General features: G+C 63.2%; 17 protein-coding genes and 3 pseudogenes. 8 read left to right on the top strand and 12 right to left on the bottom strand.

Going from position 1 to position 22,297, the window contains the following annotated elements; translation table 11 throughout:
* Positions 1 to 169: 169 nt before the first annotated feature.
* On the bottom strand, positions 170 to 1,480 hold the full coding sequence (locus PVZ80_RS25605) for an OprD family porin (protein WP_273864742.1): 1,311 nt from the start codon (positions 1,478 to 1,480) through the stop codon (positions 170 to 172).
* Positions 1,481 to 1,811: 331 nt separating this feature from the next.
* Here PVZ80_RS25605 and mhpT point away from each other — a divergent pair, with 331 nt between their 5' ends.
* The 5 genes and pseudogenes from mhpT to PVZ80_RS25580 all read left to right on the top strand — a co-directional run bounded on the left by mhpT (position 1,812) and on the right by PVZ80_RS25580 (position 6,602).
* Positions 1,812 to 3,047: a 3-(3-hydroxy-phenyl)propionate transporter MhpT gene (gene mhpT, locus PVZ80_RS25600; RefSeq protein ID WP_273864741.1), complete on the top strand. Its 1,236-nt coding sequence runs from the start codon at positions 1,812 to 1,814 to the stop codon at positions 3,045 to 3,047.
* A gap of 82 nt (positions 3,048 to 3,129) precedes the next feature.
* Positions 3,130 to 3,318, top strand: a pseudogene (locus PVZ80_RS25595) (colicin E3/pyocin S6 family cytotoxin); the annotation flags it as partial.
* Positions 3,315 to 3,539, top strand: a complete 225-nt coding sequence (locus PVZ80_RS25590; RefSeq protein ID WP_273864740.1) for a DUF7683 domain-containing protein — start codon at positions 3,315 to 3,317, stop codon at positions 3,537 to 3,539. The pseudogene PVZ80_RS25595 and the gene PVZ80_RS25590, both read left to right, overlap by 4 nt.
* A gap of 209 nt (positions 3,540 to 3,748) precedes the next feature.
* Positions 3,749 to 5,488 carry a dipeptidase gene (locus PVZ80_RS25585; protein WP_273864739.1) on the top strand — a complete coding sequence of 580 codons (1,740 nt, stop codon included), beginning with the start codon at positions 3,749 to 3,751 and terminating at the stop codon, positions 5,486 to 5,488.
* Between the two features lie 373 nt (positions 5,489 to 5,861).
* Entirely contained in the window at positions 5,862 to 6,602 is a 741-nt protein-coding gene (locus tag PVZ80_RS25580) for a helix-turn-helix transcriptional regulator (RefSeq protein ID WP_273864738.1), read from the top strand.
* A gap of 160 nt (positions 6,603 to 6,762) precedes the next feature.
* Here the strand turns inward: PVZ80_RS25580 and PVZ80_RS25575 are convergent, their stop codons facing one another.
* From PVZ80_RS25575 to PVZ80_RS25540, 8 genes and pseudogenes are all read right to left on the bottom strand, one after another.
* Positions 6,763 to 7,341, bottom strand: a complete 579-nt coding sequence (locus PVZ80_RS25575; RefSeq protein ID WP_009049520.1) for a flavin reductase family protein — start codon at positions 7,339 to 7,341, stop codon at positions 6,763 to 6,765.
* Between the two features lie 24 nt (positions 7,342 to 7,365).
* Positions 7,366 to 8,601: a cation:proton antiporter gene (locus PVZ80_RS25570; protein ID WP_273864737.1), complete on the bottom strand. Its 1,236-nt coding sequence runs from the start codon at positions 8,599 to 8,601 to the stop codon at positions 7,366 to 7,368.
* Positions 8,598 to 8,744: a flavin reductase gene (locus tag PVZ80_RS25565; protein WP_041990065.1), complete on the bottom strand. Its 147-nt coding sequence runs from the start codon at positions 8,742 to 8,744 to the stop codon at positions 8,598 to 8,600. Before PVZ80_RS25565 ends, PVZ80_RS25570 begins: the two co-directional genes overlap by 4 nt.
* Positions 8,744 to 9,835 (bottom strand): Rieske 2Fe-2S domain-containing protein, encoded by a 1,092-nt coding sequence (locus tag PVZ80_RS25560; protein WP_041990063.1) that lies wholly within the window; start codon positions 9,833 to 9,835, stop codon positions 8,744 to 8,746. The genes PVZ80_RS25565 and PVZ80_RS25560 overlap by 1 nt, the downstream gene beginning before the upstream one ends.
* A 24-nt stretch (positions 9,836 to 9,859) precedes the next feature.
* Positions 9,860 to 11,563, bottom strand: coding sequence for an NAD(P)/FAD-dependent oxidoreductase (locus tag PVZ80_RS25555; protein WP_009049523.1), 1,704 nt, complete (start codon positions 11,561 to 11,563; stop codon positions 9,860 to 9,862).
* Positions 11,564 to 11,606: 43 nt separating this feature from the next.
* Positions 11,607 to 12,689, bottom strand: a complete 1,083-nt coding sequence (locus PVZ80_RS25550; protein ID WP_273864736.1) for a monodechloroaminopyrrolnitrin synthase PrnB family protein — start codon at positions 12,687 to 12,689, stop codon at positions 11,607 to 11,609.
* Positions 12,689 to 14,305 carry a tryptophan halogenase family protein gene (locus PVZ80_RS25545; protein ID WP_273864735.1) on the bottom strand — a complete coding sequence of 539 codons (1,617 nt, stop codon included), beginning with the start codon at positions 14,303 to 14,305 and terminating at the stop codon, positions 12,689 to 12,691. Before PVZ80_RS25545 ends, PVZ80_RS25550 begins: the two co-directional genes overlap by 1 nt.
* A 230-nt stretch (positions 14,306 to 14,535) precedes the next feature.
* A pseudogene (locus PVZ80_RS25540) lies at positions 14,536 to 15,264 on the bottom strand (ABC transporter permease); the annotation flags it as partial.
* Position 15,265: 1 nt separating this feature from the next.
* On the opposite strand from PVZ80_RS25540, the pseudogene PVZ80_RS25535 reads away from it, so the two are divergent.
* A pseudogene (locus tag PVZ80_RS25535) lies at positions 15,266 to 15,856 on the top strand (efflux transporter outer membrane subunit); the annotation flags it as partial.
* A gap of 59 nt (positions 15,857 to 15,915) precedes the next feature.
* Here PVZ80_RS25535 and PVZ80_RS25530 read toward each other — a convergent pair.
* From PVZ80_RS25530 to PVZ80_RS25520, 3 genes are all read right to left on the bottom strand, one after another.
* The gene (locus PVZ80_RS25530; protein ID WP_053269458.1) at positions 15,916 to 16,908 is read right to left on the bottom strand and encodes a fimbrial protein; all 993 of its coding nucleotides are present in this window, start codon (positions 16,906 to 16,908) and stop codon (positions 15,916 to 15,918) included.
* A gap of 19 nt (positions 16,909 to 16,927) precedes the next feature.
* Positions 16,928 to 17,644: a fimbrial biogenesis chaperone gene (locus PVZ80_RS25525; RefSeq protein ID WP_435307293.1), complete on the bottom strand. Its 717-nt coding sequence runs from the start codon at positions 17,642 to 17,644 to the stop codon at positions 16,928 to 16,930.
* A gap of 309 nt (positions 17,645 to 17,953) precedes the next feature.
* Positions 17,954 to 18,976 (bottom strand): fimbrial protein, encoded by a 1,023-nt coding sequence (locus tag PVZ80_RS25520; RefSeq protein ID WP_124355146.1) that lies wholly within the window; start codon positions 18,974 to 18,976, stop codon positions 17,954 to 17,956.
* Positions 18,977 to 19,133: 157 nt separating this feature from the next.
* Here PVZ80_RS25520 and PVZ80_RS25515 point away from each other — a divergent pair, with 157 nt between their 5' ends.
* Together PVZ80_RS25515 and PVZ80_RS25510 are read left to right on the top strand one after the other, a co-directional pair.
* A complete protein-coding gene (locus PVZ80_RS25515; protein WP_009049530.1) occupies positions 19,134 to 19,598 on the top strand; it encodes a VOC family protein in 465 nt (154 codons plus the stop codon).
* A 166-nt stretch (positions 19,599 to 19,764) separates the two neighbouring features.
* A partial coding sequence (locus tag PVZ80_RS25510; protein ID WP_443201018.1) for a T1SS-143 repeat domain-containing protein occupies positions 19,765 to 22,297 on the top strand: 2,533 nt, incomplete at its 3' end.

The following is a 22,297-nucleotide window of genomic DNA, read 5'->3' as shown; positions in this document are numbered from 1 at the left end:
GATCCCTGTAGCCGCTGCCGCAGGCTGCGATCGGCGGCGCAGCCGTCGCAAACCGGCGAACGCTTTTATCCAGGCAGATCGCGGAGGCAGGTTTTGCGGCAACTGCGTTGCCGATCGCAGCCTCGCGGGCTCGGCAGCGGCTACAGGGTCGGTGGTGCAGCGGCTGGCGTCACCAGATCGGCAACGTGTAGAGCACCAGGAAGCGGGTCTGGTTTTCATCGCGGAACGCCGCGCCGGCGGGGAAATCGTTGCGGTAGATCGATTTGCGCGCCAGCAGCCCGAGGTTCTTCAGCGGCCCGCTCTGGATCACGTACCCCAGCTCCATCTGGAACTCCCGCTCCTTGCGGTCCTCGGCATTCAGCGCCGCCAGTTCGATGTGGTCGCCGCGCACGTAGCGCAGGCGGCTCTTCAGCCCGGGCAGCCCGGCGGCGGCGAAATCGTAGTCGTAGATGGCCTGCCAGGTCCGTTCCCGGGCATTGAGAAAGTCGGAACTCATGGTCAGTTCGCTCATGCCCATCAACTCGGTGCCCGACAGATAAGGCGTCGCCGTATCGCCGCTGGCGTGCATGTAGCCCAGGCTCAGGCGATGCCCGCCCCAGCGATAGGCGAACAGCGCCGAGAGGTTGCGGTTGTCCACCTGGCCGGCCTTGGCGCTGCCGTCTTCACGGCTGAAGAAACTGCGCAGGTCGCTGCTCAGCACCCCGTCCCCGAGCTTGAGGTTATGCAGCAGGGCCAGGGTGTCCTGCTGGTAGAGGTCCGCCACTTCGGCGTGGTAGGCGCGCAGGCTGAGGTCCGGATTGACCTGGTAGTCGCCCCCCAGGTAAGCCATGTGCGATGAGGTGGCCGCGCCGTTGAAGCGCCGGTTCGGCGAGGCGATGCTCAGCGCCTGGTCGTCGGTGGAATCGCGCTTGTTGATGCGGTCGATATAGCCGGTGTTGAGGGTCAGGCCGTCGATGTCCCTGGAGCTGAGGGTGGTGCCGCGAAAGGTCTGCGGCAGCAGCCGCGACGGGCTGGCAAAGGCGAACGGCAGGAAGATCGACACATCGCCGGTCTTCACGCTGGTCTGGGCCAGGCGCAGCTTGGCGGTCATCGCCAGGCGCGAATATTCGTCCGCCGCGCGCTTGTCGCTGGCCGACACCGGCAGCAGTTCGGTGCCGCTGCGGTCCGGCGCCGAGTCGAGCTTGATCCCCAGCAGCCCGCGAGCGTCCAGGCCGAAGCCGACGGTCCCCGGGGTAAAGCCCGACTCCAGGTTCAGGATCGCCCCCTGGGCCCATTCCCGGGCCGCGGTTTTCGCGCCGTCGTCCTTGTAGTCGCGGTCGAGGTAGTAATTGCGCAGGGTCAGGGTGCCGTGGCTGTCGTCGATAAAGCCCGCGGCCTGCGCCGGAGCGGCCACCACGCCCAGACCCGAGAGGGCCAGGCAGCACAGGCGAGCAGGTAGGGCCAACGGCGCCGCGAGGGCGTTGCGTGAGAGGTTCGGCATGTTCGAGTCCACTTATTGTTGTTGTTTTGCGGAACGGGATCGCCCGGCCATGGCAGGCGTCCACGGCCAGAGAATGGAAACAGCCAAGGGCCGGCGTCAATCCATAATGACCGATAATCGAACATTAATATTCTTATCTATTTTCTAGATAACGCCAGATAAAACCAACAAGTCATTGATTTACATAAAACTAAATCGATATTTAAGGCCAATCCGGTCGCCCTTCAATTTTTAGTTATCTTTGTTAATCTTAATTTCGCCTGCCAACGCTCGAGCGAACAGGCGCGTTCCGCTGCGTCCGCCCCCAACAAAAACAACAATGAGGTTTGCCATGGACACTCCATCGCGTCGCACGACGCTGACCATCGCCCTGTGTTTTATCGTTGCCCTGATCGAAGGCTTCGACCTGCAAGCCGCCGGCACCGCCGCCGCGGGCCTGCGCCAGAGCTTCGCCCTGGACCCGAGAATGCTGGGCTGGGTGTTCAGCGCCGGGATCGTCGGCCTGCTGCCCGGCGCCTTCTTCGGCGGCTGGATCGCCGATCGCATCGGCCGCAAGAAAATCCTCATCGGCGCCGTGCTGCTGTTCGGCCTGTTCTCCCTCGCCACCGCCTATGTCGGCAGCCTGTCGGGCCTGCTGCTGGCGCGCTTCATGACCGGCCTGGGCCTGGGCGCCGCCCTGCCCAACCTGATCGCCCTGTGCGCCGAGGCCGCAGGCGAGCAACGCCGTGGCACCGCCATCAGCATCATGTACGCCGGGGTGCCCCTGGGTGGCGCCCTGGCGGCGCTGGTGGCCATGCTGTTCACCGACCATTGGCAGGCGACCTTTATCGTCGGCGGCCTGGCGCCGCTGCTGGTGGTGCCGCTGATGCTCCTGCTGCTGCCCGAGTCCAGCGCCTTTCGCCAGCAACAAGGCAACCCCGGCCTGACCCGCCTCTCCACCGGCCAGGCGCTGTTCGGCGAAGGCCGGGCGCGCACCACCCTGGCCTTGTGGCTGAGCTATTTCTTCACCCTGACGGTGATGTACATGCTGCTCAACTGGCTGCCGTCGTTGCTGCTGGAGCAAGGCTTCAGCAAACCCCAGGCCGGGCTGGTGCAGATGCTGTTCAACCTCGGCGGCGCCCTCGGTTCGCTGCTCGGCGGCCTGCTGCTGGATCGCTGCAACGGCATCAAGGTGGTGCTGTTCGTCTACGCCGGGCTGCTCGCGGCGCTGGCCGGGGTCGGCCTGTCGGCGGGCCTGCTGCCCATGGCCTGCGCCGGGTTCGCCGCGGGGCTGTTCGTGATGGCCGCGCAACTGGTGCTGTACGCCCTGGCCCCACCCTCGTACCCGACCCTGGTGCGCGCCACCGGCGTCGGTGCCGCGGTGGCCATCGGCCGCCTGGGATCGGTGGCCGGCCCCCTCGCCGCCGGGCAGATCCTCGCGGCCGGCGCCGGCACCAGCGGGGTCTTGCTGGCGACCTCGCCGGGGCTGGTGATCGCCGCCTTGAGCATCCTCAGCGTGATCGCCCGCCCGGCGTCGCGGGTCGAACCCGGGTTGGCAGCGGCGAACCCGGCCGCACCCAAACCCTGACGTACACTCACACGCCAGCCTGGACGACTGCCGTTGCAGCTCGGTTATCCAGGCTGACGCACGCTAATGGGCCAAAGCAAAGACCTCGGTTCAAGGTGGTGGCGCTATACGCCCACGCTGGAAGAGCAGAGACGGCACAATCTACGAATGGGATTTTCAGCATGGCGCGGTCGAGGTGTACAACAAGCGCGGTAAGCACCTTGGTGAGTACAACCACGAGACAGGCGCTCAGAATAAACCCGCAGATCCAACAAGGAAGGTAGAACCATGAAGCACACGATTATGGGAGTTCCCGAAGGCGAGGACTTCGCATCCTTTGAAAAGGATCTTTCAGTTTCTGTCGCGGACCTTAAGCCAATTATGGGTTGGGTAGCCGATGATGATTGTGTTTACGATTATCGGCTGACCCCGGAGCAAATTAGCGCTATCGAAAAGCTCTGTTCGCTGGAGCTGCCCAGGAATCTGGAGCTTTTTCTAACGTGTAGTGCCTGATGGTCCATCGCGAGCAAGCTCGCGCCTAAGTAGCCCCACTATCGGCCTTAGCTGATCGGCATTAGCCCTCCCGGCGCTTTTTCGTTTCTGCGCCGCTTTTGCATTTCTGTGCGACAGATCCCACTTCGGGGACTCCCGTACCAGTCCCCCGTGGTGTTAGCGTGGGAGGTCAGATATTTCCTAACAATCTGCAAGGAACGCCTCCCGCAATGGATTTTTCCCTCAAGCAACTGGCCGCGGCCACCCTGATGCTGGCCAGCCTGTCAGCCTTCACCACGACCGCCCACGCCAACATCACCCCGCAGCAGAACGCGGCGATTCTCAAGAGCTTCGCCGATGCATCGGTCAAGGACTTCCGCCAGTTCCTCGGCACCCTGGGCAAGAGCGAGCTGGCCAAGAGCGCCAACCTCGGTCCGGCCATCACCGCCTTCCTCGACAACAAGACGCTTTCCGCCGAGCAGCAGAACGAGATCCATCGCCTGCTGGGCCTCTATGCGCGGGTGAAGTACGGCAAGGCCGCCACCGAAACCCTGCGCGAACTGGTGGCCATCCCCACCGTGCGCGTCGACGGTGTGCCCCAGCACGAGAACCCTGAGTTCCTCAAGATCGCCGACAAGATCAAGGCCCTGGCCAAGGCCTTCGACCTGAACTTTCGCAACATCGACAACCGCGTCTACGAGATCTCCCTGGAAGGCAGCGGCAAAGAAGTGGTGGGCATCCACGCCCATGCCGACGTGGTGCCGGTAACGCCGGAGAACTGGGTGCTGCAGGACGGCACCAAGCTCGACCCGTTCAAGGTCACCCTGGTCGGCGACCGCATGTATGGCCGCGGCACCGAGGACGACAAGAACGGCATAGTCGTAGCCCTGTACGCCATGAAGATCATCAAGGAAGAGAAGCTGCCGCTGGCGCGCAACTTCAAGCTGCTGGTGGACACCACCGAGGAAACCAGCGGCGACGCCATCCCCTACTACTTCGAACGCAACCCGACGCCGAACTACAACCTGGCGCTGGACGGCGGCTACCCGGTGGTGATCGCCGAGAAAGGCTACGGCACCGTCATGGCCAGCTTCCCGCGGCGTACCGCCGAAGGCAAAGGCGCGGAAATCGTCTCGATGACCGGCGGCCTGGCCACCAACCAGATCCCGGGCGCCTCGGTCGCCACCCTGGTGACCGACCAGCCCGCCGAACTGACCGCCAGCCTGCAGAAGGCCGGCAACGAATACGCCAAGGCCCACGGCGGCGACTTCGGCGTGGCCGCCAAGGTCGAAGGTAAGGACGTCAAGCTGACGGTTACCGGCGTGTCCGCCCACTCCTCCGAGCCCGAGTCCGGGGTCAACCCGGTGGCGCGCATGCTCGACTTCATCAACGGCCTCGATGGCAAGGTCGCGCTCAAGCACAACCCGATCACCGATGCCGCCCGCTACGCCGCCGACAACTGGGGCCTGGACTACCTGGGCAACAAATTGGGGGTCGGTTTCGCCGATGACTTCATGGGCCCGCTGACCACCTCCCTGACCTATGTCGGCCAGGATGAACAGGCCTTCAAGCTGGCGGTCAACCTGCGCGTGCCCAAGGGCAAGACCCCGGAGGTGCTGAAAAAGGAAATTGCCGACAAGCTGGCCGCCTGGAGCAAGAAGAACCAGGTCGCGGTGAACTTCGACTACAAGATCGCCGAGCCGATGTACCGCAACCCCGAGGGTGAATGGGTCAAGGCGCTGTTGGCGGTGGCCAGCGAGAACCTCGGCATGCAGCACAAGTTCGGCACCTCCGCCGGCGCCACCTCGGTGCATGAACTGCCCAACGGCGTGCAATTCGGCCTGGCCCGTCCCGAGGTCAAGTACACCGGCCACAACGACAACGAGTTCAAGACCGTCGAGCAGTTCCAGCTGGACCTGCAGATCGTCACTGAAATGTTCGGTCGCATCGGCCAGCTGCCAACACTCTGAGCCCTTTCGGACCCGCCGCCCTGGCGGGTCCACTGCCGTGCTCATCCCGATCCAGGTCGGGCTCGAGCCCTATCCCCCTGATGCTCGACCGGCCAGACGCCATGTCGTTTCTGGGCATGTCGACGGGCTAAGCGATGGCACATTGACACCATCCAAAAGGATAGAATCAGTTGCAGGCGGCCAGGGTTGGCCAAGCAGCGCCGGCATTGCGTAAGGAAAACGCTCTGCCTGTGTCTTTTTGCCGTATTTCATTAAACCGCCACCAGAACCCTGTACCAAGATACGAGGCGGCGACGAATCCGGCGAAAGGCTCTAAACATAGTCTCGCCGCACTCGTCGCTTACTAAGGCAAGTGTCGCGCAACACGAAACTCATGGATGAAATGCTGAACTCACAAATACTGTTCCCACACATTGGCAAGGTCATCGCCAGCACCGGCAGTCGCAGTTTTCCGCGCATGCTGCATGATCTGATACGCACCCAACTGGCGGTGGACGCCACGCATATCACCCAGATGCGTGTGTATTCAGAGGGTCAATCGCAGCCCAGGAACGCCCGCGACGAGGTCTACAGCGACTCCACGCTCGCCCCATCCGGCAAGAATCCGACGGCACGCCCTGCCGAGACTGCCGCGCAATTGCACCTGACCAGCCACAAGGACGATTACCGCTACGTGATCTCGGTCTACCGTTCCTGCCAGTCCCAGAGCTTCTCGCACCAGGAACGCATCCTCCTGCAGGACTTCTCCCCACTGCTGCTGCCCATGGTGGAAAAACACCTGGCGGCGCTGCAGCCGCACAACGCCACCGGGGACGACCCCGAGGCCGCCGCCAGCCTGGAACACCAGGGCCTGGAAACCCTGCGCCTGCGCTTCGCCGCGCGCCTGCGGCAGTCGGGGCTGAAGCTGTCGAACCGGGAAATGCAGGTCTGCGTCGGCCTGCTCGCCGGGCGCACCGCCCCCGAGCTGGCCGGGCAGTTGAAACTCAAGGTGCACACCGTCGAGAGCTACCTCAAGCGGGCGGCGATCAAGATGGGGATCAGCGGGCGCCACTCGCTGCTGCGCTGGATGTATTCCCCGGACGAGGCCACCCCAGGCCCGAGCCCCACCCTCTGATCCTCCAGGCCCGAGCTGGCTGTTCAGGGCTGGGGCGGATGCCAGGGGAACAGCCGGTGCAACAACCAGGAGACGCCTCGCTCGGTCGTCCATGAGCGGGGCGTCTCCTGCTGGCCAGCGGCATCAAGCCGCCCCTTCCCGCCCCTGCAACGTCCCCGTCTCATGCCTCGCGCCGGCCCGAAGCCCATGGCGAAGCTTCTCGGCTCGCCAGTGCCGGATGCGCGGCGGCAACCCGGTACTGGCCTGCATGGAAGACCAGCGGTTCTGCGCCGCTGTATCGGTATTGTTCGATCTCGCCAATGAAGATCAGGTGGTCACCGCCCTCGTACTGGGTGACGTTGCGGCACACCAGCACTGCCACCACATCGTCCAGCACCGGGGCTCCCGCCTTGCCATAGGAATGAGCTACACCGGCGAACTTGTCAGCGGCTGCCCGTGCGAACTGCTCCGACAAGTGGTGCTGGTGCGCGCCCAGCACGTTGATGGCGAAGTGGCTCGCCGAGCAAAAATCCTTCAGGCTCGGTGCCGTGCGTGCCAGGCTCCAGAGCACCAGCGCCGGCGACAGCGACAGTGAGGAGAACGAGTTGACGGTCACACCGACGTTGCGGCCGTCGGCGATGCGCGTGGTGATCACGGTCACACCGGTAGCGAACTGCCCCAGCACGTTGCGCAGTTCGCGGACATCGCGGCCCTCGGCATCGAGCAAATCGTGAGCCTTGGTTTCGGTGGCGGCACTCATGGTGATCTCTCCCCTCAAGCTGGCTCAGGCGGCCTGTTGGCTCATTGCACGCGATTGCACGCGCAGCGTGAATCGAACCAGCGGTGCGGTCAGCGCCGTCGTCACCAGCGCGAACACCACGAGGATCGTGTAGACCTTTGGTGGAAGGATCTGCATCTGCAGGCCGATTGACAGGACGATCAGCTCCATCAAGCCGCGCGTATTCATCAACGAGCTCACCAGCATCGCATCGTGTGGCGCAAGCCCGGTGGTACGCGCGCCCAGATAGCTGCCGCCGAACTTGCCGATGAATCCGCCCGCGAGGAATACACCGAACCACATCCATGATCCCGCGTCGTCGATCGTGCCGATTGACGCATGCAGCCCCGCATACGCGAAAAACACCGGCATCAGCACAAGCTTGACGAAACCTTCGACGTTGTCGCGCCACTCCTTCGCGACGCCGGGCACACGCCGCACGAACAGCGCCGCCGCCAGTGCGCCAAATGCGCTATGGAATCCGATCAGCGACGTCGCGAGTGCCGACACTATTACGAAGCAGAACAACACGGCCAAGCGGTCGCGCGCCGCATGCGCAGTCGATGCGAGCCGCGCAAGCGCCGGTCGAACCACGAAGCGCACCAGGAGCGCGCACAGCAGCAGATACGCGAGCAGGCTGAGGAGCATGCGCGCAAATGCCCAGCCAGGCCCGCTCGATAGCGAGGCAATCGTTGCAAGCAGCATCCATCCGAGCGCATCCGTCAGCATCGCGGCAGACATTGCGTGCCGTGCGCCCACCATGGCGCTGAGCGCCAGGTCGTCGATGATGCGCGCCATCACCGGCACCGCCGATACCGCAAGTGCGACACCGCAGAAGAGTACATAGGGCAGCGCCGGCGCGTCGCTGGCGAGCGTGTCTTTCGAGACGATGGCGACGATCATGCCGATCGCGGCCGGTGCGACGAGCCCGCCCGCTGCGATCGCGACGGGCATGCGCCAGCGCTTGCCGCGCAGCGTCTCGCCCAACTCCATATGCAGGCCGACCTGAAACATCAGCAGTATCAGGCCGACTTCGCTGACTTGCGCCATCGCTGACAGCACACCTGGGCCGAACAACAGGTCGTAGAAACCCGGTGCGATCACGCCGAACAGCGAAGGCCCCAACAGCAGGCCGGCCGCGATCTCGCCGACGACCGCGCACTGGCCGAGCCGTTCGGCAATGCGGCCGCAGACGTTGCAGAGCGCAATCACCAGCACGAGTTGCAACAGCCAGATAGTCATGAATACCTCGCCGACACGAAGCGGGTGGCTGCGAGCCCAACCGGGCCCGCCGCGCCGTACGCGGTGATGACCGTGACGCCGCTCGCCAGGTTCGCGAGCGCCTGGCGGAGCGACGTGGCCGAGGCCGGCTCGGCTTCACGCATCACTGCTCACTCGCGACGCGGTCGACCCAGCCCCGGTAGAACGCACGGTACTTGAGCACGAGCTTGTCGTACTTGCTGTACGCGCCGCCGCCGTCCGGCTTCATCCCGTTCCAGATTTTGACGTCGTACCCCGCTGCCTGCCGGGTCTGCAGCCCGAACAGCACGAAGTCGGTCGCGCGGCGCAGGGCGCCGCCCACCTTCTTGATCGAGATGAGCATGTGCATGACGTTCTTGCCGTCGCTCACCGGCGTCACACACTGGAGCAGCTTGTATTTGACGTTTCCGTCCAGGGCAACGGTCATGACGCACCCGCCGGGGTAGCCATCGAAGTGCAAGTTCATCTGCGACATGTTCAGGCCAAGCGCGCGCGACAGCATGCCGAGGGGGCCGAAGTACCGGTTCACGGTGAAGTCGATCCCGGCACCGAACCACGCGCCCGCCCGGGCCAGCGACTCAACCTCCGGCCACCGGCGCCAATCGTCGAAGAACTTGAGCTCGAAGGCCGAGATCGGGAGCGCGTGCACGGGGGTCGCGTGCTGCGCGTCGTAGAAGTTCTCGACGATCCGCAAGACCGCCGTCGTCGTCTCGAACGCGAAGTGCAGGTGCATGAAGTCGCCGTTGTCGACGTCGGCCGCGGCGATTTCGGGCAGCGGGTGCAGCGGCTGCGGGGAGCCGTACCAGACCCACACGTAGCCGTATCGCTCGACGGTGACCAACGTCGGCTGGCGCGCCCCGCGCGGCACGGGCTCCAGCCGGAGCACCGCCTGGTTGTGGCCGGGGATGTGAACGCACTGGCCCTGCTCGTCGTACCGCCAGTGGTGAAACGGGCACTGGATGCACCCGTCCTTGACCCGCCCGTCAGCCAGGTTCGCGCCCAGGTGCGAGCAGTGGCGGTCCATCACCACAGCCCGCCCCGTCGCTCCGCGCCACGCCACGCAGGGACGGCCGAAGAGCGTCAACTCCGTCGGCTTGTCCTTGAGGTCGTCCGAGCGCATCGCGACGTACCAGCTCGCGGCCAGGCGCGTAGTCGCGTCGTACGCCCCCGGGGGACGCTTCTTGATGCTCGCTTGATCCAATTGAATGTCGTTCATCGTTTTTCTGTCGTCGTCGGCCGACTACTTCTTCATCGCCAAGCCGATGCGGGTCGTGATGTACGCCTTGAGCAGCGCGAACATCGGGTTGTAGTCGAAGTACTTTTTCACCTCTGCCGGCGCGCGGGTTTGCGTCCAGTACATCAGCTTCATCGCCGGCAGCAGGCTGTACTTCGAGTTGTTGAGCTGCGGCTTGGCCCCGGTGATGCAGTACCCGAAGCCGAACATCGGCTTGGCGAAGTCTCGTTCGTCGATGAGGGCGTGAATCCGCGCCGCGGCCTCCTCGGCCGGCTTGTGCCCGGCGCTCACGGCCTCGACCTCGGCCTTGGCGTCGTTGAACAACTGGTAGTACTCCTCCATGTCCGCGCACAGGTACCCGAGGTACGGGGGGTCGTTGTCGAGGTGATCGAGGTCGCCCTCGTCGCGCGACGCGCGGAACCTTGCGTGGGCTTGCACGAGCCGGAACTGCCCGAGGATTGTGCCGACCGCCCACAGCCTGTGGAACGCGTCCCATAGGCGGAAGTCCGAGAATGCCGTGTAGCAGCAGCTGACGAAGTCGTCGTTGTGGTCCAAAAGCTTTTGCTGCAGGCGCTCGATGTACTCGAAGCGCTCGGGGGAGAAGTCGTCGTCGCGTAGCGCCTTGATGAGGCGCGCCGCGAGCGCGTGGATGGTCACCGCGGTGTTCTCGAGCCCCCGGGAGAAGAGCGGGTCGATGAACCCGTTCGCGTGCAGCATCAGGCAGTAGCGGTCGCCGACGCAGGCGTTCGACGAGAACTGCAGGCGGTCGGTCTTGACCCAGTCGCGCACCGGCACGGCATCCCGGAACTGCGCCGCGATGCTCGGGAATCGCGCGAGGAACTCGTCGAATTCCTGCTGCGCGGGGATGTCCGTTTTCGGGTAGACACGCGGGTCGAGCTGCAGGCCGACGCTCACCAGGTTGTTGGTCGACCGCGGATGGTTGTTGAACGGAATCACCCAGAGCCAGCCGCCCGTGAACATGTGGTGCAAGGTCCCTTCGTGCCAGCGCCAACGCTGCCCCTTGACCTTGAAGATGTCGTCGAACGGCTTGACCCCGAGCATGTGCGTGTAGAGGCTGCGCGAGTGCGTCTTGAAGCGACACGGTTCTTCGCGGAGCTTGAACTGGGTCGCGAGCGGCGCGCGGGGGCCTCCGCAGTCGATCATGTAGCGGCCGGTGAACCGTTCGCCCTGGGCGGTGGTCACCGCGACGCCGTCTTTATCGGCGTGGTATTCGCTCACGCTCGTCTTCTGGCGGACCGTGCAACCGTATTTGATGGCGGCTTGCAACAGATAGGCGTCGACGTCTTGCCGGTAATAATGGCTCTCCGGCCCCCACGGCAGCTCGGGAATGACGCACTGCGTGAACTCCTTCGGGTCGTGCTCCTGGCCGGGCTTGTGGAACACGAAGCCGAAGTTGCGCTTGATGCCCGTGCTCGACGCGACGTAACGCTGCGTCGAGTAGAACGACGTGATGTGGTCGAGCTCCGGAATGCCGTAGCGATCGGCGATGATGCGGTTCATGAGAGACGTCTCGGGGATCGACGATTCGCCGATCGTGAACCGCGGGTGCGACGACTCCTCGATGATCAGCACGCGAAACTGTTGCTTGGCCAGGATGGCCCCCATCTGGGTGCCGGACATGCCCGAGCCTAGGATGATCACGTCGAAATGGTTGCTATCACGCCCGTTCGCGGGGCTCTTCTGAGTCATGGGGGCAAACTCTCCTTGTGAGATAACACCTGGGCCGTGCGCGTCAGGATTCGTCGAGCACGGCGCGGATGCGGGACCGCGCGGCACACGTGAGCGTGAGTAGATCGCCGAGCATGCTGGGCGCGTAGCCCCCGCTGCCGGTTGTGGGGCCGCTTCGCCCGACTTCGTACGCCCGCTCCGCCAATTTGAGGTGAGGCGCGCGGAAGCGCAGCAGGACCTTGAAGACCCGCTCGAGGGCTGTCAGCCCAGCGCGGACGGGCTCGCCCCGTGCACCGACCCGCGCTTCGCCGAGCACGCGGTCGATGAGCGCCGGCCGCCCGGCGAACCGAGCGTAGACCGCCCTGTACGCGGGAAGCACATAGGGCAGGTACGTCTCCTTGAATTCTCGATAAACCTGGTCGTCCGATTGCGAACCCCACAGGACGTGCTCCAGCACGAAGAGGGGCATTTCTACGGCACCGGGGCCGAGGTAGCTCTGGCCCCCGACTCGAATCGGTTCGTAGAAGGGGCGGAGCTCATCGTAGAAGACCTGCGGCGAGATGAAGCGGTACGCGTAGACGATCGATTCGACCATTTTCTGCAGATAGGCTGCCAGCTCGTCGCACCCTGGCGCGAACGCGGGCGAGCGCAGGGGCACCTCGGACAGTTCGACGGTCACCGCGATGGCCGCCTCGAGGGCCGCCATCGAGATGCGCACGCTCTCGAGCAGGTGCGCTTCGTCGGGCAGCCCGGTGTAGCTCCGCTGCGCGTCGGCCGCCGCGGGGTTCCAGACCGTCACATGCAGGAGCGTCTCGCGCGGCGGCAGGTCGGTCGCGCGTGCCAAGTCGAGCAGCACCGGCTCAAGCCCGGGCACCACGTCCGCGGGCTCATGTCCGTGCCGCTTGAGCGACCCCAGGAAGAACCCGATGTCGCGCATCGCCGCGGCGGCTTCGACGAAGCCCCAGCCGGAGGGCACGCCGCGCGCCGGGAGGAACTCGCGCAGCAGGCCGACGATGCCGGGCACGTCCTTGTTACGGTTCAGGCCCGGCAGTTGCAGGACGAGCGAGCGCGCCTGTAGCGGATCGCAGGCCGCCACGGCAGCGTGCGTGGCCGCGAATGCGGACACCCGGTCCAAGGTGCGTTCCACTAGAGGATTTCCCGCGCCGCGAGCGTCGGTCCGGGCTGGCTGCGAGACAGCCCCGTGTCGCCGTCACGCAGCGACCGCAGGTAGTCGTAGTTGGTCGGCAGGCTCGTGCGCAGACGCTCGGCCTCGCGCTGGATGCTGGCGAACATCGCCTCGGCCTTCTCGATCGACTCCGGTCGGTGCTGCAAGAGCGGCAGCGATCGGTCGGGCAGCATGCCCAGGCCGGCAAAGATGCAGTAGTAGTTGCCGTTCAACCAGAAGTTCTTGAATTCGTAGTCGAAGGTCTCGTAGTACGTGGAATCGTCGAACGACGTGGTGGTCAGCGGCAGCCCCGCCTTGTAGCGCTGAACCTTCTCTTTGATGGCGTCCGAGAGCCGCAGCTCGTGCCGGTTCGTCAGCCAGAACGGGGTGTCTTCGCGCGACGCGGTGAAATAGTGCGCCTGAACGAAATCCCGGCAGTCGTCGAACATGTGGACGATCTCGGCGTTGAATGCGTCGCTCAACCGCGGGTCGAACGAGGTGTCGGGGAAGTGCTTCACGAGCTGGTACAGCGCCGCGTAGATGAAGTAGATTCCCGTCGATTCCAGGGGCTCCAGAAAGCACGACGACAGCCCGATCGAGACGCAGTTGTTGACCCACGCCCGCTTGTTGCGCCCGACCCGGAACTTGATCTGGTTGAGCGGCTGGTTGTCCGAGAGACCCCAGAGGTTGAGGAAGTCGGCGGTGGCCTGGTCGCGCGAGGTGAACTTGCTCGAGAAGACGTAGCCGCTGCCGAACCGGCCCAGCATCGGAATCTTCCAGGTCCACCCCGAGTTCATGGCGATCGCGGAGGTGTACGGCTCGACCCCCTCCCGCGCGTCGTCGTTGGGCACGGCGCTGGCGACCGCGCTGTCGCACAGCAGGTAGTCGGACATGTCGATGAAGGGCTCCTTCAGGGCCTGATTGATCAGGAGCCCCCGCATGCCGGAGCAGTCGATGAACAGGTCCGCCTCCAGCGTCCGCCCCTCCTTGGTGAGCAGGGTGGAGATGTAGCCGCGGTCGTTCAGGCGAACCTCCACGACCTCGTCGACCACGCGGTTCACCCCGCGCTCGACGGCCCAGCGCTTCAAGAAGTCGGCCACCAGGTGCGCGTCGAAGTGCCACGCGTGGGACATCTGGCGGGTGCCGTCGGCCAGGCACGGTGCCAGCTTGCCGTCGAGCGCCCCGGGCTGCGGGTAGCACGCGTACTCCATCGGCTGCCGGAAGCCCTGTTCGCGCTTGCGCAGCCAGTAGTGGGTCAGCGGTACGCCGTCGCAGTTCGGCACGTTGCCGAACAAATGGTAGAAGTGATCGTCACGCGAGTGGTCGGGAGACTTTCTCCAATTCACGAACTTGATCGCGGCCTTGAACGCGCCGTTCACCTGGGGCATCCACTCCCGCTCCGGTATCCCGAGGAAGTCGAAGAACACCTTCTGCAAACTCGGGATGGTCGCCTCGCCCACGCCGATCCGGGGGATCGCCGCAGACTCGATGAGCGTAATGTTCGCTTGCTGCTGGAGCGCCCGGACGAGGTACGAGGCGGCCATCCAGCCCGCAGTGCCGCCGCCCACGATGACGATATTCTTGATCGGCTTGTTCATAACACTCCTTGTTTCAAGGCGGACTGCCTGTGACGAGAGGAAGGCCGCCAATCTCGTGCAATCCGTGCAAGAGGCACATCAATGTGCTGGTTAGAGTAGAGACTCTAGCCTGCCGGGAAAGCGACGCAAATTCCGTTTCCGAATTAACATTCTCAAATGCAAGGGCATTGGCTATAAAAGAAGGTTTTGCGTACAGGCCCGAGCGCTCCAGGCTCAGCCCTGGGCAGGCTTCAATCGCGCGCCAGGGCTTCGATCGGGTCCAGCCGCGCCGCATTGCGCGCCGGCACGAAGCCGAAGACGATGCCGATCAGGGTCGAGCAGGCGAACGCGGTGACGATCGAGCCCAGGGAGAACACCATTTCCCATTCCTTGACGAACAGCGAGAACAGGTAGCCGATGGCGTAGGACAGGGAAATGCCGATCATCCCGCCGATCAGGCAGACCATCACCGCCTCCACCAGGAACTGCTGGCGGATGTCCGAGATGCTGTCCAGGTAGCGCTGGCCAAGCAGGCGCCCGGCCGCGGTTTCATAAGGCACCCAGACATTCAGCGCCTTGCTCGCGGCGAACATGTTCTTGTTCTCCGCAGTCACGCCAATCACCGTGCACGGCAGGTTGCCCACCAGGATCACCTGGCCCAGGGGATCTTCCCCGGGGCCGAACAGTCGGTGGCGGGCGTTGTGGTCGATGACCACCACCTGGGCCTGGCGCCGGGCATCGCTTTCGCTGAAGGCGATGCTCGCCGCCAGCTTCAGCCCGCGCACCTGGAAGTACTGGTCGCTGACACCGTTGACCTGGGCGTCGAGGTCGATATTGCGGTAGCGCAGCAACATGTTGCGCCCCACCACCGGGGTGGCGCTGTCGACGTAATACAGCTGGTTGAGGGCCGCGACATCGGCCGGTACCAGGGTCTCGATGGCCGTCGCCCGGCTGTCGCCGAAGCTGGTGCCGGAATAGACCCTGCTGCAACGCCGTCCCGACATCCTCCAGGCCGAGTACCAGTTCAAGGCCGCCAACGCCAATATCAGCGCGGCCCGCGCCGCGTTCTTCCCCAGCGTCAGCCTGACGGCCAACGCCGGCACCTCCAGCCTGGAGCTGGCCGGGCTGTTCAAGGGCGGCTCCGGCAGCTGGGCCTTCCAGCCGCAGATCAACCTGCCTATCTTCAATGCCGGCAGCCTGCGGGCCAGCCTCGACTACGCGAAGCTGCAAAAGGGCATCACCATCGCCCAGTACGAAAAGTCGATCCAGACCGCCTTCCAGGAAGTCGCCGACGGCCTCGCCGCGCGCCAGACCTACAGCGATCAGCTCGACCCCCAGCGCAGCCTGGTGGCAGCCACCCAGGACTATTACCGGATGGCGGAACACCGCTACCGCACCGGCGCCGACAGCAACCTGGTGTTCCTCGACGCGCAACGCTCGCTGTTCAGCGCACAACAGGGGCTGATCAACGACCGGCTGGCGCAGCTGATCGCCGAGGTCAACCTGTACACGGCACTGGGCGGGTCCTGGAAGACGGAGTCGAACCCGGAGCTGGCACTGCGCACGCCCTGACAACGGCGTGCAGGCCAGGCATAAAAATGGCGCACGTCAGGCTCCTAGGTCAGACGGTTCTATTTATAAAAAACATCGATCGTGGCGGTAGCGCCGAACTTCCCGAGCGTTGGTGTGTTGGTTCTCCATTTCAGCTGAGCCAGGAAATTATTCACCACTACCTGGTCGCCGCTGCGTTCCACCAGGGTGAACTCCTTATTGAAGGGTATGGCACTGCGGCCCGATTGTTTGAACAGGTTGATGCCCACCGAGGTGTTGTTGTTCGGCACCAGTGTGTAGTCGTCTACCGTGGTAGCCTCGACCGGAGTGAGTTGTGCGTTCAGCCCGTAAACGCTATTGCAGCTCTTGAGGGCGGTGATGCTGAACGGGACCTCCTTGATCACCTTGTCGGCTTGCGCCGCGGCAGAAGCGATACTTCCAAAGTCAACGGTCTTGGGGGAAATGGATAGGTTCGATGAGCAGGCGATGTAGCGCAATTGGTTCAAGCCCGCTAACCCCATGACAAAGTTGCTATCAGGTTTGCTGTTGATACCGCCCACTCCATCCAGCTGGAACGCTTGGTAGGTCGGGACTCCGGTTAGGGCTCCTTCCTTGCCTGCGCTGGGCAAGCTTCTTTTGGAGAGGAAGAAGTTGAAGCTCAGTGAAAAGGTTTGAGCTTTGTCCTTGCATGAGCTTTTACAACCTGTGAATTGAATGGGGAGTTTCACCCGGCATCGCGTCAATTGAGTACAGCGCAGGTCGGTTCCATCGAGGTGGATGCCCACCTCCAGGTCTGGTCCCAATTGAGTGAGGTCTGAGTCGCGAGGGCTTAAGTAAAAATAAACGTCTTCGCTGTCAGCCGCTCGATCCTGCCAGCAGGTCATGCTGATGCTGTAATTATCGGAGCGCCAGAGCACGGTATCCTGTGGCAGGGTATTGGGCACCGCAATGGTGGTGTCGATCATGTAGGCATCGAAGGCTTGGGTACCATCTTTCATGCAGGCCAAGGCATAGCTCTTCTGCGCAAGCACCAGTAGCAGGGCCAGGCAAATCAGCTGATAAGTTTTCTTCATCATGTCTCTTCCATTGACCTCAGAATTGAGCCAAACCGTGGCTTTTTTTGTCTGGGGATAGGGTTGCCCCATACGGCCGTAGGTTGCCTGCGTCGCTGACGACCTGATAACGCAGGTTGGCGGGCTGGCAGGCCGGTATATCGACGGGCTGCATCGAGAACGGCGGGAGCATCAGGTGCTCGATCGGTTGGCCGCAGCGCTGACCATTCGGGCCGATGGCTTCGATATCGCTAAGGGTCAGGTAGTAGGGGGAAGGGTTGTCGGCGATGAGCCGGCCTGCGGTTTCTTTCTGCATTTCCCAGGATAGTCCGGCCATGGCTTCGTCCAAGGTGCTCTTCAGCGGTGGGCGGTAGAACAGCTTGAAGCGGTGCCGCAAAGCAACGGTCATGGTGTGAGGCGTCTTAGCGGCCGGAGGAACGTCCAACACACTCAGCAAAAGATGGGATTCGCGGTCAGTAGGCAGGCCTGTTCCCTGATAGAACACTTCTACGTTGGTTTTCTGCCCGCCGGGAATGCGTAGCAACGGTTTAGAGACCGCCAGGGGCAGTAGCCGGCTCTGCCCAGACTCAGGCTCCCCCCAATTCAGTGAGACTTCCGCCAAGGCGGCCATCTTGCCTTCGTTGACCAGGGTTATGGCCATCCGCTGGCCTGTCATGATGAAGCGGTTCTTCCCGTCGAGGGAGAGATCCGCCCTGACGGTTTCAGACTGCCAGACGAGGACGAACCCAATGATCAGTGAAAGCGCGCTTCCTGGGGCCAAGCGCAGTCGCTCGGGACTAGAGTACATATTCCAAACTCGGATTGGTGATGCCGCTTCCCTGGTGGGAGTCGGCGTGGGGCGGCAGTTTATGTGGGGCAACTACAAAGGATGAATCAGAGGATTCTCAAAGTCGGTGCAGCACCCTGCTGCCTTTTTCGTCAGGAGAGGCTATTGAAAGGCTGTCCCAGAGCAAGACTGCTCCGTCCGCTGCGAGCAGCAATCCCGGGCACAAAAAAGCCACTCCGGCGAGTGGCTTTTTTGTGCGTTCCGGGGCGAGAAACGCGATCAGTTGTATTCCAGTACATAGGTCAGCGTTGCATCGGCTTTGCCGGCGGCGACTTCTGTACCTGTGGGGACATAGCGCGCGTTTGCGACAAAACGGTACATCTCGGTGCTGGGGCCGCTGGATTGCCAATCCAGGGCCACCGCCTTGTCCTGGCTGAATGGCAGGGCCACGTTCTTGTCGTTGGTCAGCGAGATGGCAACGCCCTTGGCGACGCCAGGCTGGCCGACACCGTTCAGATTCAGCAAGCCATCCCGAACGGAGTTGCCCTCGAAATAGACCTTCACCGGTGGCTTGACCGTGGGATTGAAGCCCTCGCACACAACATCCAGGGCGAATGGAACGTCCTGGACCGACCCGTGTTTTACTTGCTCTGCCGCGGGACGCCCCATATTGACCTCGGTGCTGCTCTTGGGGGTGTGGCAAGTCGTGAAGAAGACATCATGTTCGAACTTGGTGGTAAGGCTTTCTCCTTCGATGGCATAGACCGCTCGCCTCGGAGTGGTGTAGCTGGTGTCAATAAAAAAGTTGGTCTTATAGTTGAAGGAAGGCATAGCCCCCTTTCCGACACCGAAGTCTGTACGCACAAAATCTATTTTCACAACACTGGGAAAATAGACCAAAAATTCAGCAATGCCTTTAAGGGTACGAGGTGGAAAATAGGGGGGGATCCCCGCACGGGAACTGTGCCCAATGCGAATGCCGATCCCAGGAACACCAGAATCGTAAAGCCCTTGACTGCCTCTTGATGTAAGGCTGGTATCCGCTTCGGTCAGTCCATATTCAGACCTAGTGCACCATGCCCATCCTCCAGAGCGGCGTCCGGCCGTTACTTCGTAGGATGCCATTACTTCGCCAATGGCCGCGTACTTCAAGGTTGTAGTGGCTGGAAGACTGGCAATGACAGACGGATTGTTCGGTGTACCTGAGTCAGGCTTATCGCAATAATCTGCTGCATAGGCGGAAGTTCCCATGATGCATCCCAGGGTCAGTGCAAGCAGCCTCGCCTGTCGTAGCGTTTTCAAAACGTTTCTCCTCGGTCCGAGTGCAGATTGGCGTTGCAGCGTCCCTTGGTGGGAGTCTGCGTGAGGGCAGTACTCTATGCGGGGCAATTGCAAGAGATGAATCAGAGGATTCCCAAACTCGGCGCAGCACTTGCTGCCTTTTTCATCAGGAGAACTCATGAAATTAAAGTTCAGCCACGTCGATGTTCTGGTCAAAGACCTCGAGCAAGCCTGTGCGTATTACGCCCAGGTCTTCAGCGCAAGGATTTCCAGGACCCTGGATTGGCAGCGCGACGGTTTGCATGTGCGTTATGCGATCGTCATGTTCGGCACGGAGCGCCTGATGCTGGTGCAACCCTTTGCCGGCAATCTCAAGGCGCTGATGGACAGCAACGGCGAAGGCACGATCTACCGTCACTGCTATTGCACGCCGGACATCGAGGCCGCCTACGACGAGTTGCTGGCCGCGGGTGTGCAGCCGGAAGACGAGAACGGCAACCCCCTGTCGCGCGACAATCTGCAGTCGCCCAGCGGGACGCGCATCCTCTGGCTACCGAAACGCTTCGGGCATTTTTCCATCGAGCTGCTTGAAGAGGCAGAGCTGGAGGCCTTTATCGAGGAGGCGTTCGCCGAGGACCGATAAGGCGACAGGCGCCAGCGCTTCCCCCTCGCCGCATAGGCTGAAACTCCCAGACGGCCTGGGAGTATCGGCCAATGCGCAACCTCCCAGGCCTCCCCATAGTTGTGACATCTGCCAGCAGAGGGGCCCAAGTGCGGCCCCCACAACTAGAAGCGCCGAGGAGCCTGTCATGACCACCCCCCAATCCCCCACCACCGACCTGACCGCTGATACCCCTACCGATCTGTACCCCGTCTTCCCCAGCAACGACACACTGACCAGCACTGCCCTGACGGACAGCGCGCAGATGGTCGTGGCGACCGGTGCAAGCGTGACCCTCGACGAAACCGCCGGGTTGCAGAACGCCACCGCCACGACCAGCCCCGCGGAAGACGCCAACGACAATGACATCCTGCTGGCCGCCCTGCCCTCGGCCTTCGCTGCCCGCTTGAGTGCCCTCGGCGCCGGTAGCGCGACAGGCGCGGCCTTGAGTGGCTACACCGGTGCCGCGGACAACACCGGCAGCAATGCCTTCACCGTCAACCTGGCGCCCGGCGCGACCAATATCGATATCAGCTTCACCGACAGCCTGGGCGCGCCGCTCAATGGCCTGGACAGCGGTCTGGATACCCTGGATGGCATCGACATCCTTCTCTATACCGATACGGACAACAACATCCTGCTGGGCCGGGCCGGTGGTCCTGGCGGCGCAATCGTGTTCGCGGCCTATATCGAAGAAACCGGGTCGCCGGTGTCAGGCGGCAAGATCTGGACCGTGGAATACCAGCCGCTCAAGCATCCGGACGCCAGTAATCCGGACGATGCCCTCAACCTGCTGAACAAGGTGTTTATCGGCGCCAGCCAGGACCTGACATTCAACCTGGCCAACGCGCCTTCCGGGCAGAATCTGTTCCTGATGTTCACCAAGGCCACCCCGACAGTGGTCGACGATAACGGTGTCCTGCGGATCAGCGATCCGACGATCATCTCCACCGGCAAGGACCCCGCCAACCAATCGACGGGCGTCAACATCAGCACCGGCGACACCATCAACACCAGCCAGGCGGGTGGCCCGACCACCTTCGGCACCAACAGCCAGATGATCACGGAACAGGAAGGCATTCGTTTTACCTTCGTCACCGGCGCCCGGCAGGACATGACCATTCCCAACCTGGACCAGAACGAAGCCGATGAGGAAGACAACATCGACTTCACCGCGATGTTCAATGCCAAGGCGGCCAATTTCGATATCGTGCAGCTGCAAGGCGGCAAGAGTGCCGTGGTCAAGATCAGTGCCTTCAACACCGCGGCTGAATCCGGGGAGGCTTTCATCGACGGCTATGCCGGCGATACGGTGGTAGCGATCACCAATGTTCGCGTGATCAACAACGCCACCGGGCTGGTGATCGAAAACTCGGACGGTTCGGTGAACGATGCGAGCATCCTCATCAGCTTTACGGGTGGCGTGGCTACCATCACCGGCGTCAAGGCCGGCTACCAGATCGAATACACCACGGCCGCGGACCACAACCGGGTACTGATCGAAAACGGCGCGGCCCTCGATGCCAAGGGCAATACCCACGCTGACTTCGACATAGGTGGCTTCACCCTGCGCCAGGCCTCCACCACGACCGCCGAAATCGGCTCGAAGATGATCTTCGAGGACGATGGACCGGCCGCAGCCGGAACCGCCGTGGCCGGTACCGTCGATGAAGACGGCCTGGCCAGCGGTGTGGCCGGCGGTGTCGGCGACGTGGCCGGCGAGGCCACTGTGGCCAGCGGCAGCGTCACCGGGATCTTCCAGTCCGGCGTCGATGTGCCGCTGAGCTTTAGCTTGTCGAGCGATACCAGCGGCCTGCCGGCATTGAGTTCGGGTGGAGTGGCGCTGGTGTACAGCGTGGCCGGCGATACCCTCACCGCCAAGGCGGGCGCCGTCGATGTGTTCACCTTCAGCCTCAGCACGGCAGGCGCCTATAGCTTTACCCTGCTCAAGCCGCTGGATCATGCGGCGGGCAACGACGAGAACGACATCACGATCAATCTGGGCTCGTTGCTGCGGGCCTCGGATAAGGATGGCGATACGGTGACGGCCGCCGCCGAGAAGCTGGTGATCACCGTCGATGACGATACGCCAACCGCGGCCGGAACTGCCGTGACCGGCACCGTCGACGAAGACGGCCTGGCCAATGGTATTGCCGGTGGTGTCGGCGACGTGGCGGGTCAGGCCACCAACGCCAGCGGCAGCGTGAGTGGCATCTTCCAGTCCGGGGCCGACGTGCCGCTGAGCTATACCCTGTTGAGTGACACCAGCGGCTTGCCGGCGTTGAGCTCCGGTGGCGTGGCGCTGACCTACAGCGTCCTGGGCGACACTCTCACCGCCAAGGCGGGCGCGGTCGATGTATTCACCTTCAGCCTCAGCGCCGCCGGTGCCTACAGCTTCACCCTGCTCAAGCCCCTGGATCACCCGGCCGGCAATAACGAGAACGACATCACGATCAACCTGGGCTCGTTGCTGCGAGCCACCGACAGCGACGGCGACACGGTGACCGCCGCGGCCGAGAAGCTGGTGATCATCGTCGATGACGATACGCCAACCGCAACCGGGACCGCCGAAGCCGGCACCGTCGATGAAGACGGCCTGGCCAATGGCATCGCTGGGGGTGTCGGCGACGTGGCTGGCGAAGCCACCACGGCCAGCGGCAGCGTCACCGGGATCTTCCAGT

Source organism: Pseudomonas sp. B3G-3, assembly GCF_028640915.1.
Lineage (GTDB): Bacteria > Pseudomonadota > Gammaproteobacteria > Pseudomonadales > Pseudomonadaceae > Aquipseudomonas > Aquipseudomonas chlororaphis_I.
This window is presented reverse-complemented; position numbering and strand designations above follow the sequence as displayed.

Bases quoted from the DNA above. Each gene is read 5' to 3' on its own strand.
- PVZ80_RS25530 (WP_053269458.1), bottom strand. From the start codon at position 16,908: ATGAAGAAAACTTATCAGCTGATTTGCCTGGCCCTGCTACTGGTGCTT.
- PVZ80_RS25580 (WP_273864738.1), top strand. From the start codon at position 5,862: ATGGATGAAATGCTGAACTCACAAATACTGTTCCCACACATTGGCAAG.
- PVZ80_RS25545 (WP_273864735.1), bottom strand. From the start codon at position 14,305: ATGAACAAGCCGATCAAGAATATCGTCATCGTGGGCGGCGGCACTGCG.
- PVZ80_RS25575 (WP_009049520.1), bottom strand. From the start codon at position 7,341: ATGAGTGCCGCCACCGAAACCAAGGCTCACGATTTGCTCGATGCCGAG.
- mhpT (WP_273864741.1), top strand. From the start codon at position 1,812: ATGGACACTCCATCGCGTCGCACGACGCTGACCATCGCCCTGTGTTTT.
- PVZ80_RS25515 (WP_009049530.1), top strand. From the start codon at position 19,134: ATGAAATTAAAGTTCAGCCACGTCGATGTTCTGGTCAAAGACCTCGAG.
- PVZ80_RS25570 (WP_273864737.1), bottom strand. From the start codon at position 8,601: ATGACTATCTGGCTGTTGCAACTCGTGCTGGTGATTGCGCTCTGCAAC.
- PVZ80_RS25585 (WP_273864739.1), top strand. From the start codon at position 3,749: ATGGATTTTTCCCTCAAGCAACTGGCCGCGGCCACCCTGATGCTGGCC.
- PVZ80_RS25560 (WP_041990063.1), bottom strand. From the start codon at position 9,835: ATGAACGACATTCAATTGGATCAAGCGAGCATCAAGAAGCGTCCCCCG.
- PVZ80_RS25605 (WP_273864742.1), bottom strand. From the start codon at position 1,480: ATGCCGAACCTCTCACGCAACGCCCTCGCGGCGCCGTTGGCCCTACCT.
- PVZ80_RS25555 (WP_009049523.1), bottom strand. From the start codon at position 11,563: ATGACTCAGAAGAGCCCCGCGAACGGGCGTGATAGCAACCATTTCGAC.
- PVZ80_RS25590 (WP_273864740.1), top strand. From the start codon at position 3,315: ATGAAGCACACGATTATGGGAGTTCCCGAAGGCGAGGACTTCGCATCC.
- PVZ80_RS25565 (WP_041990065.1), bottom strand. From the start codon at position 8,744: ATGCGTGAAGCCGAGCCGGCCTCGGCCACGTCGCTCCGCCAGGCGCTC.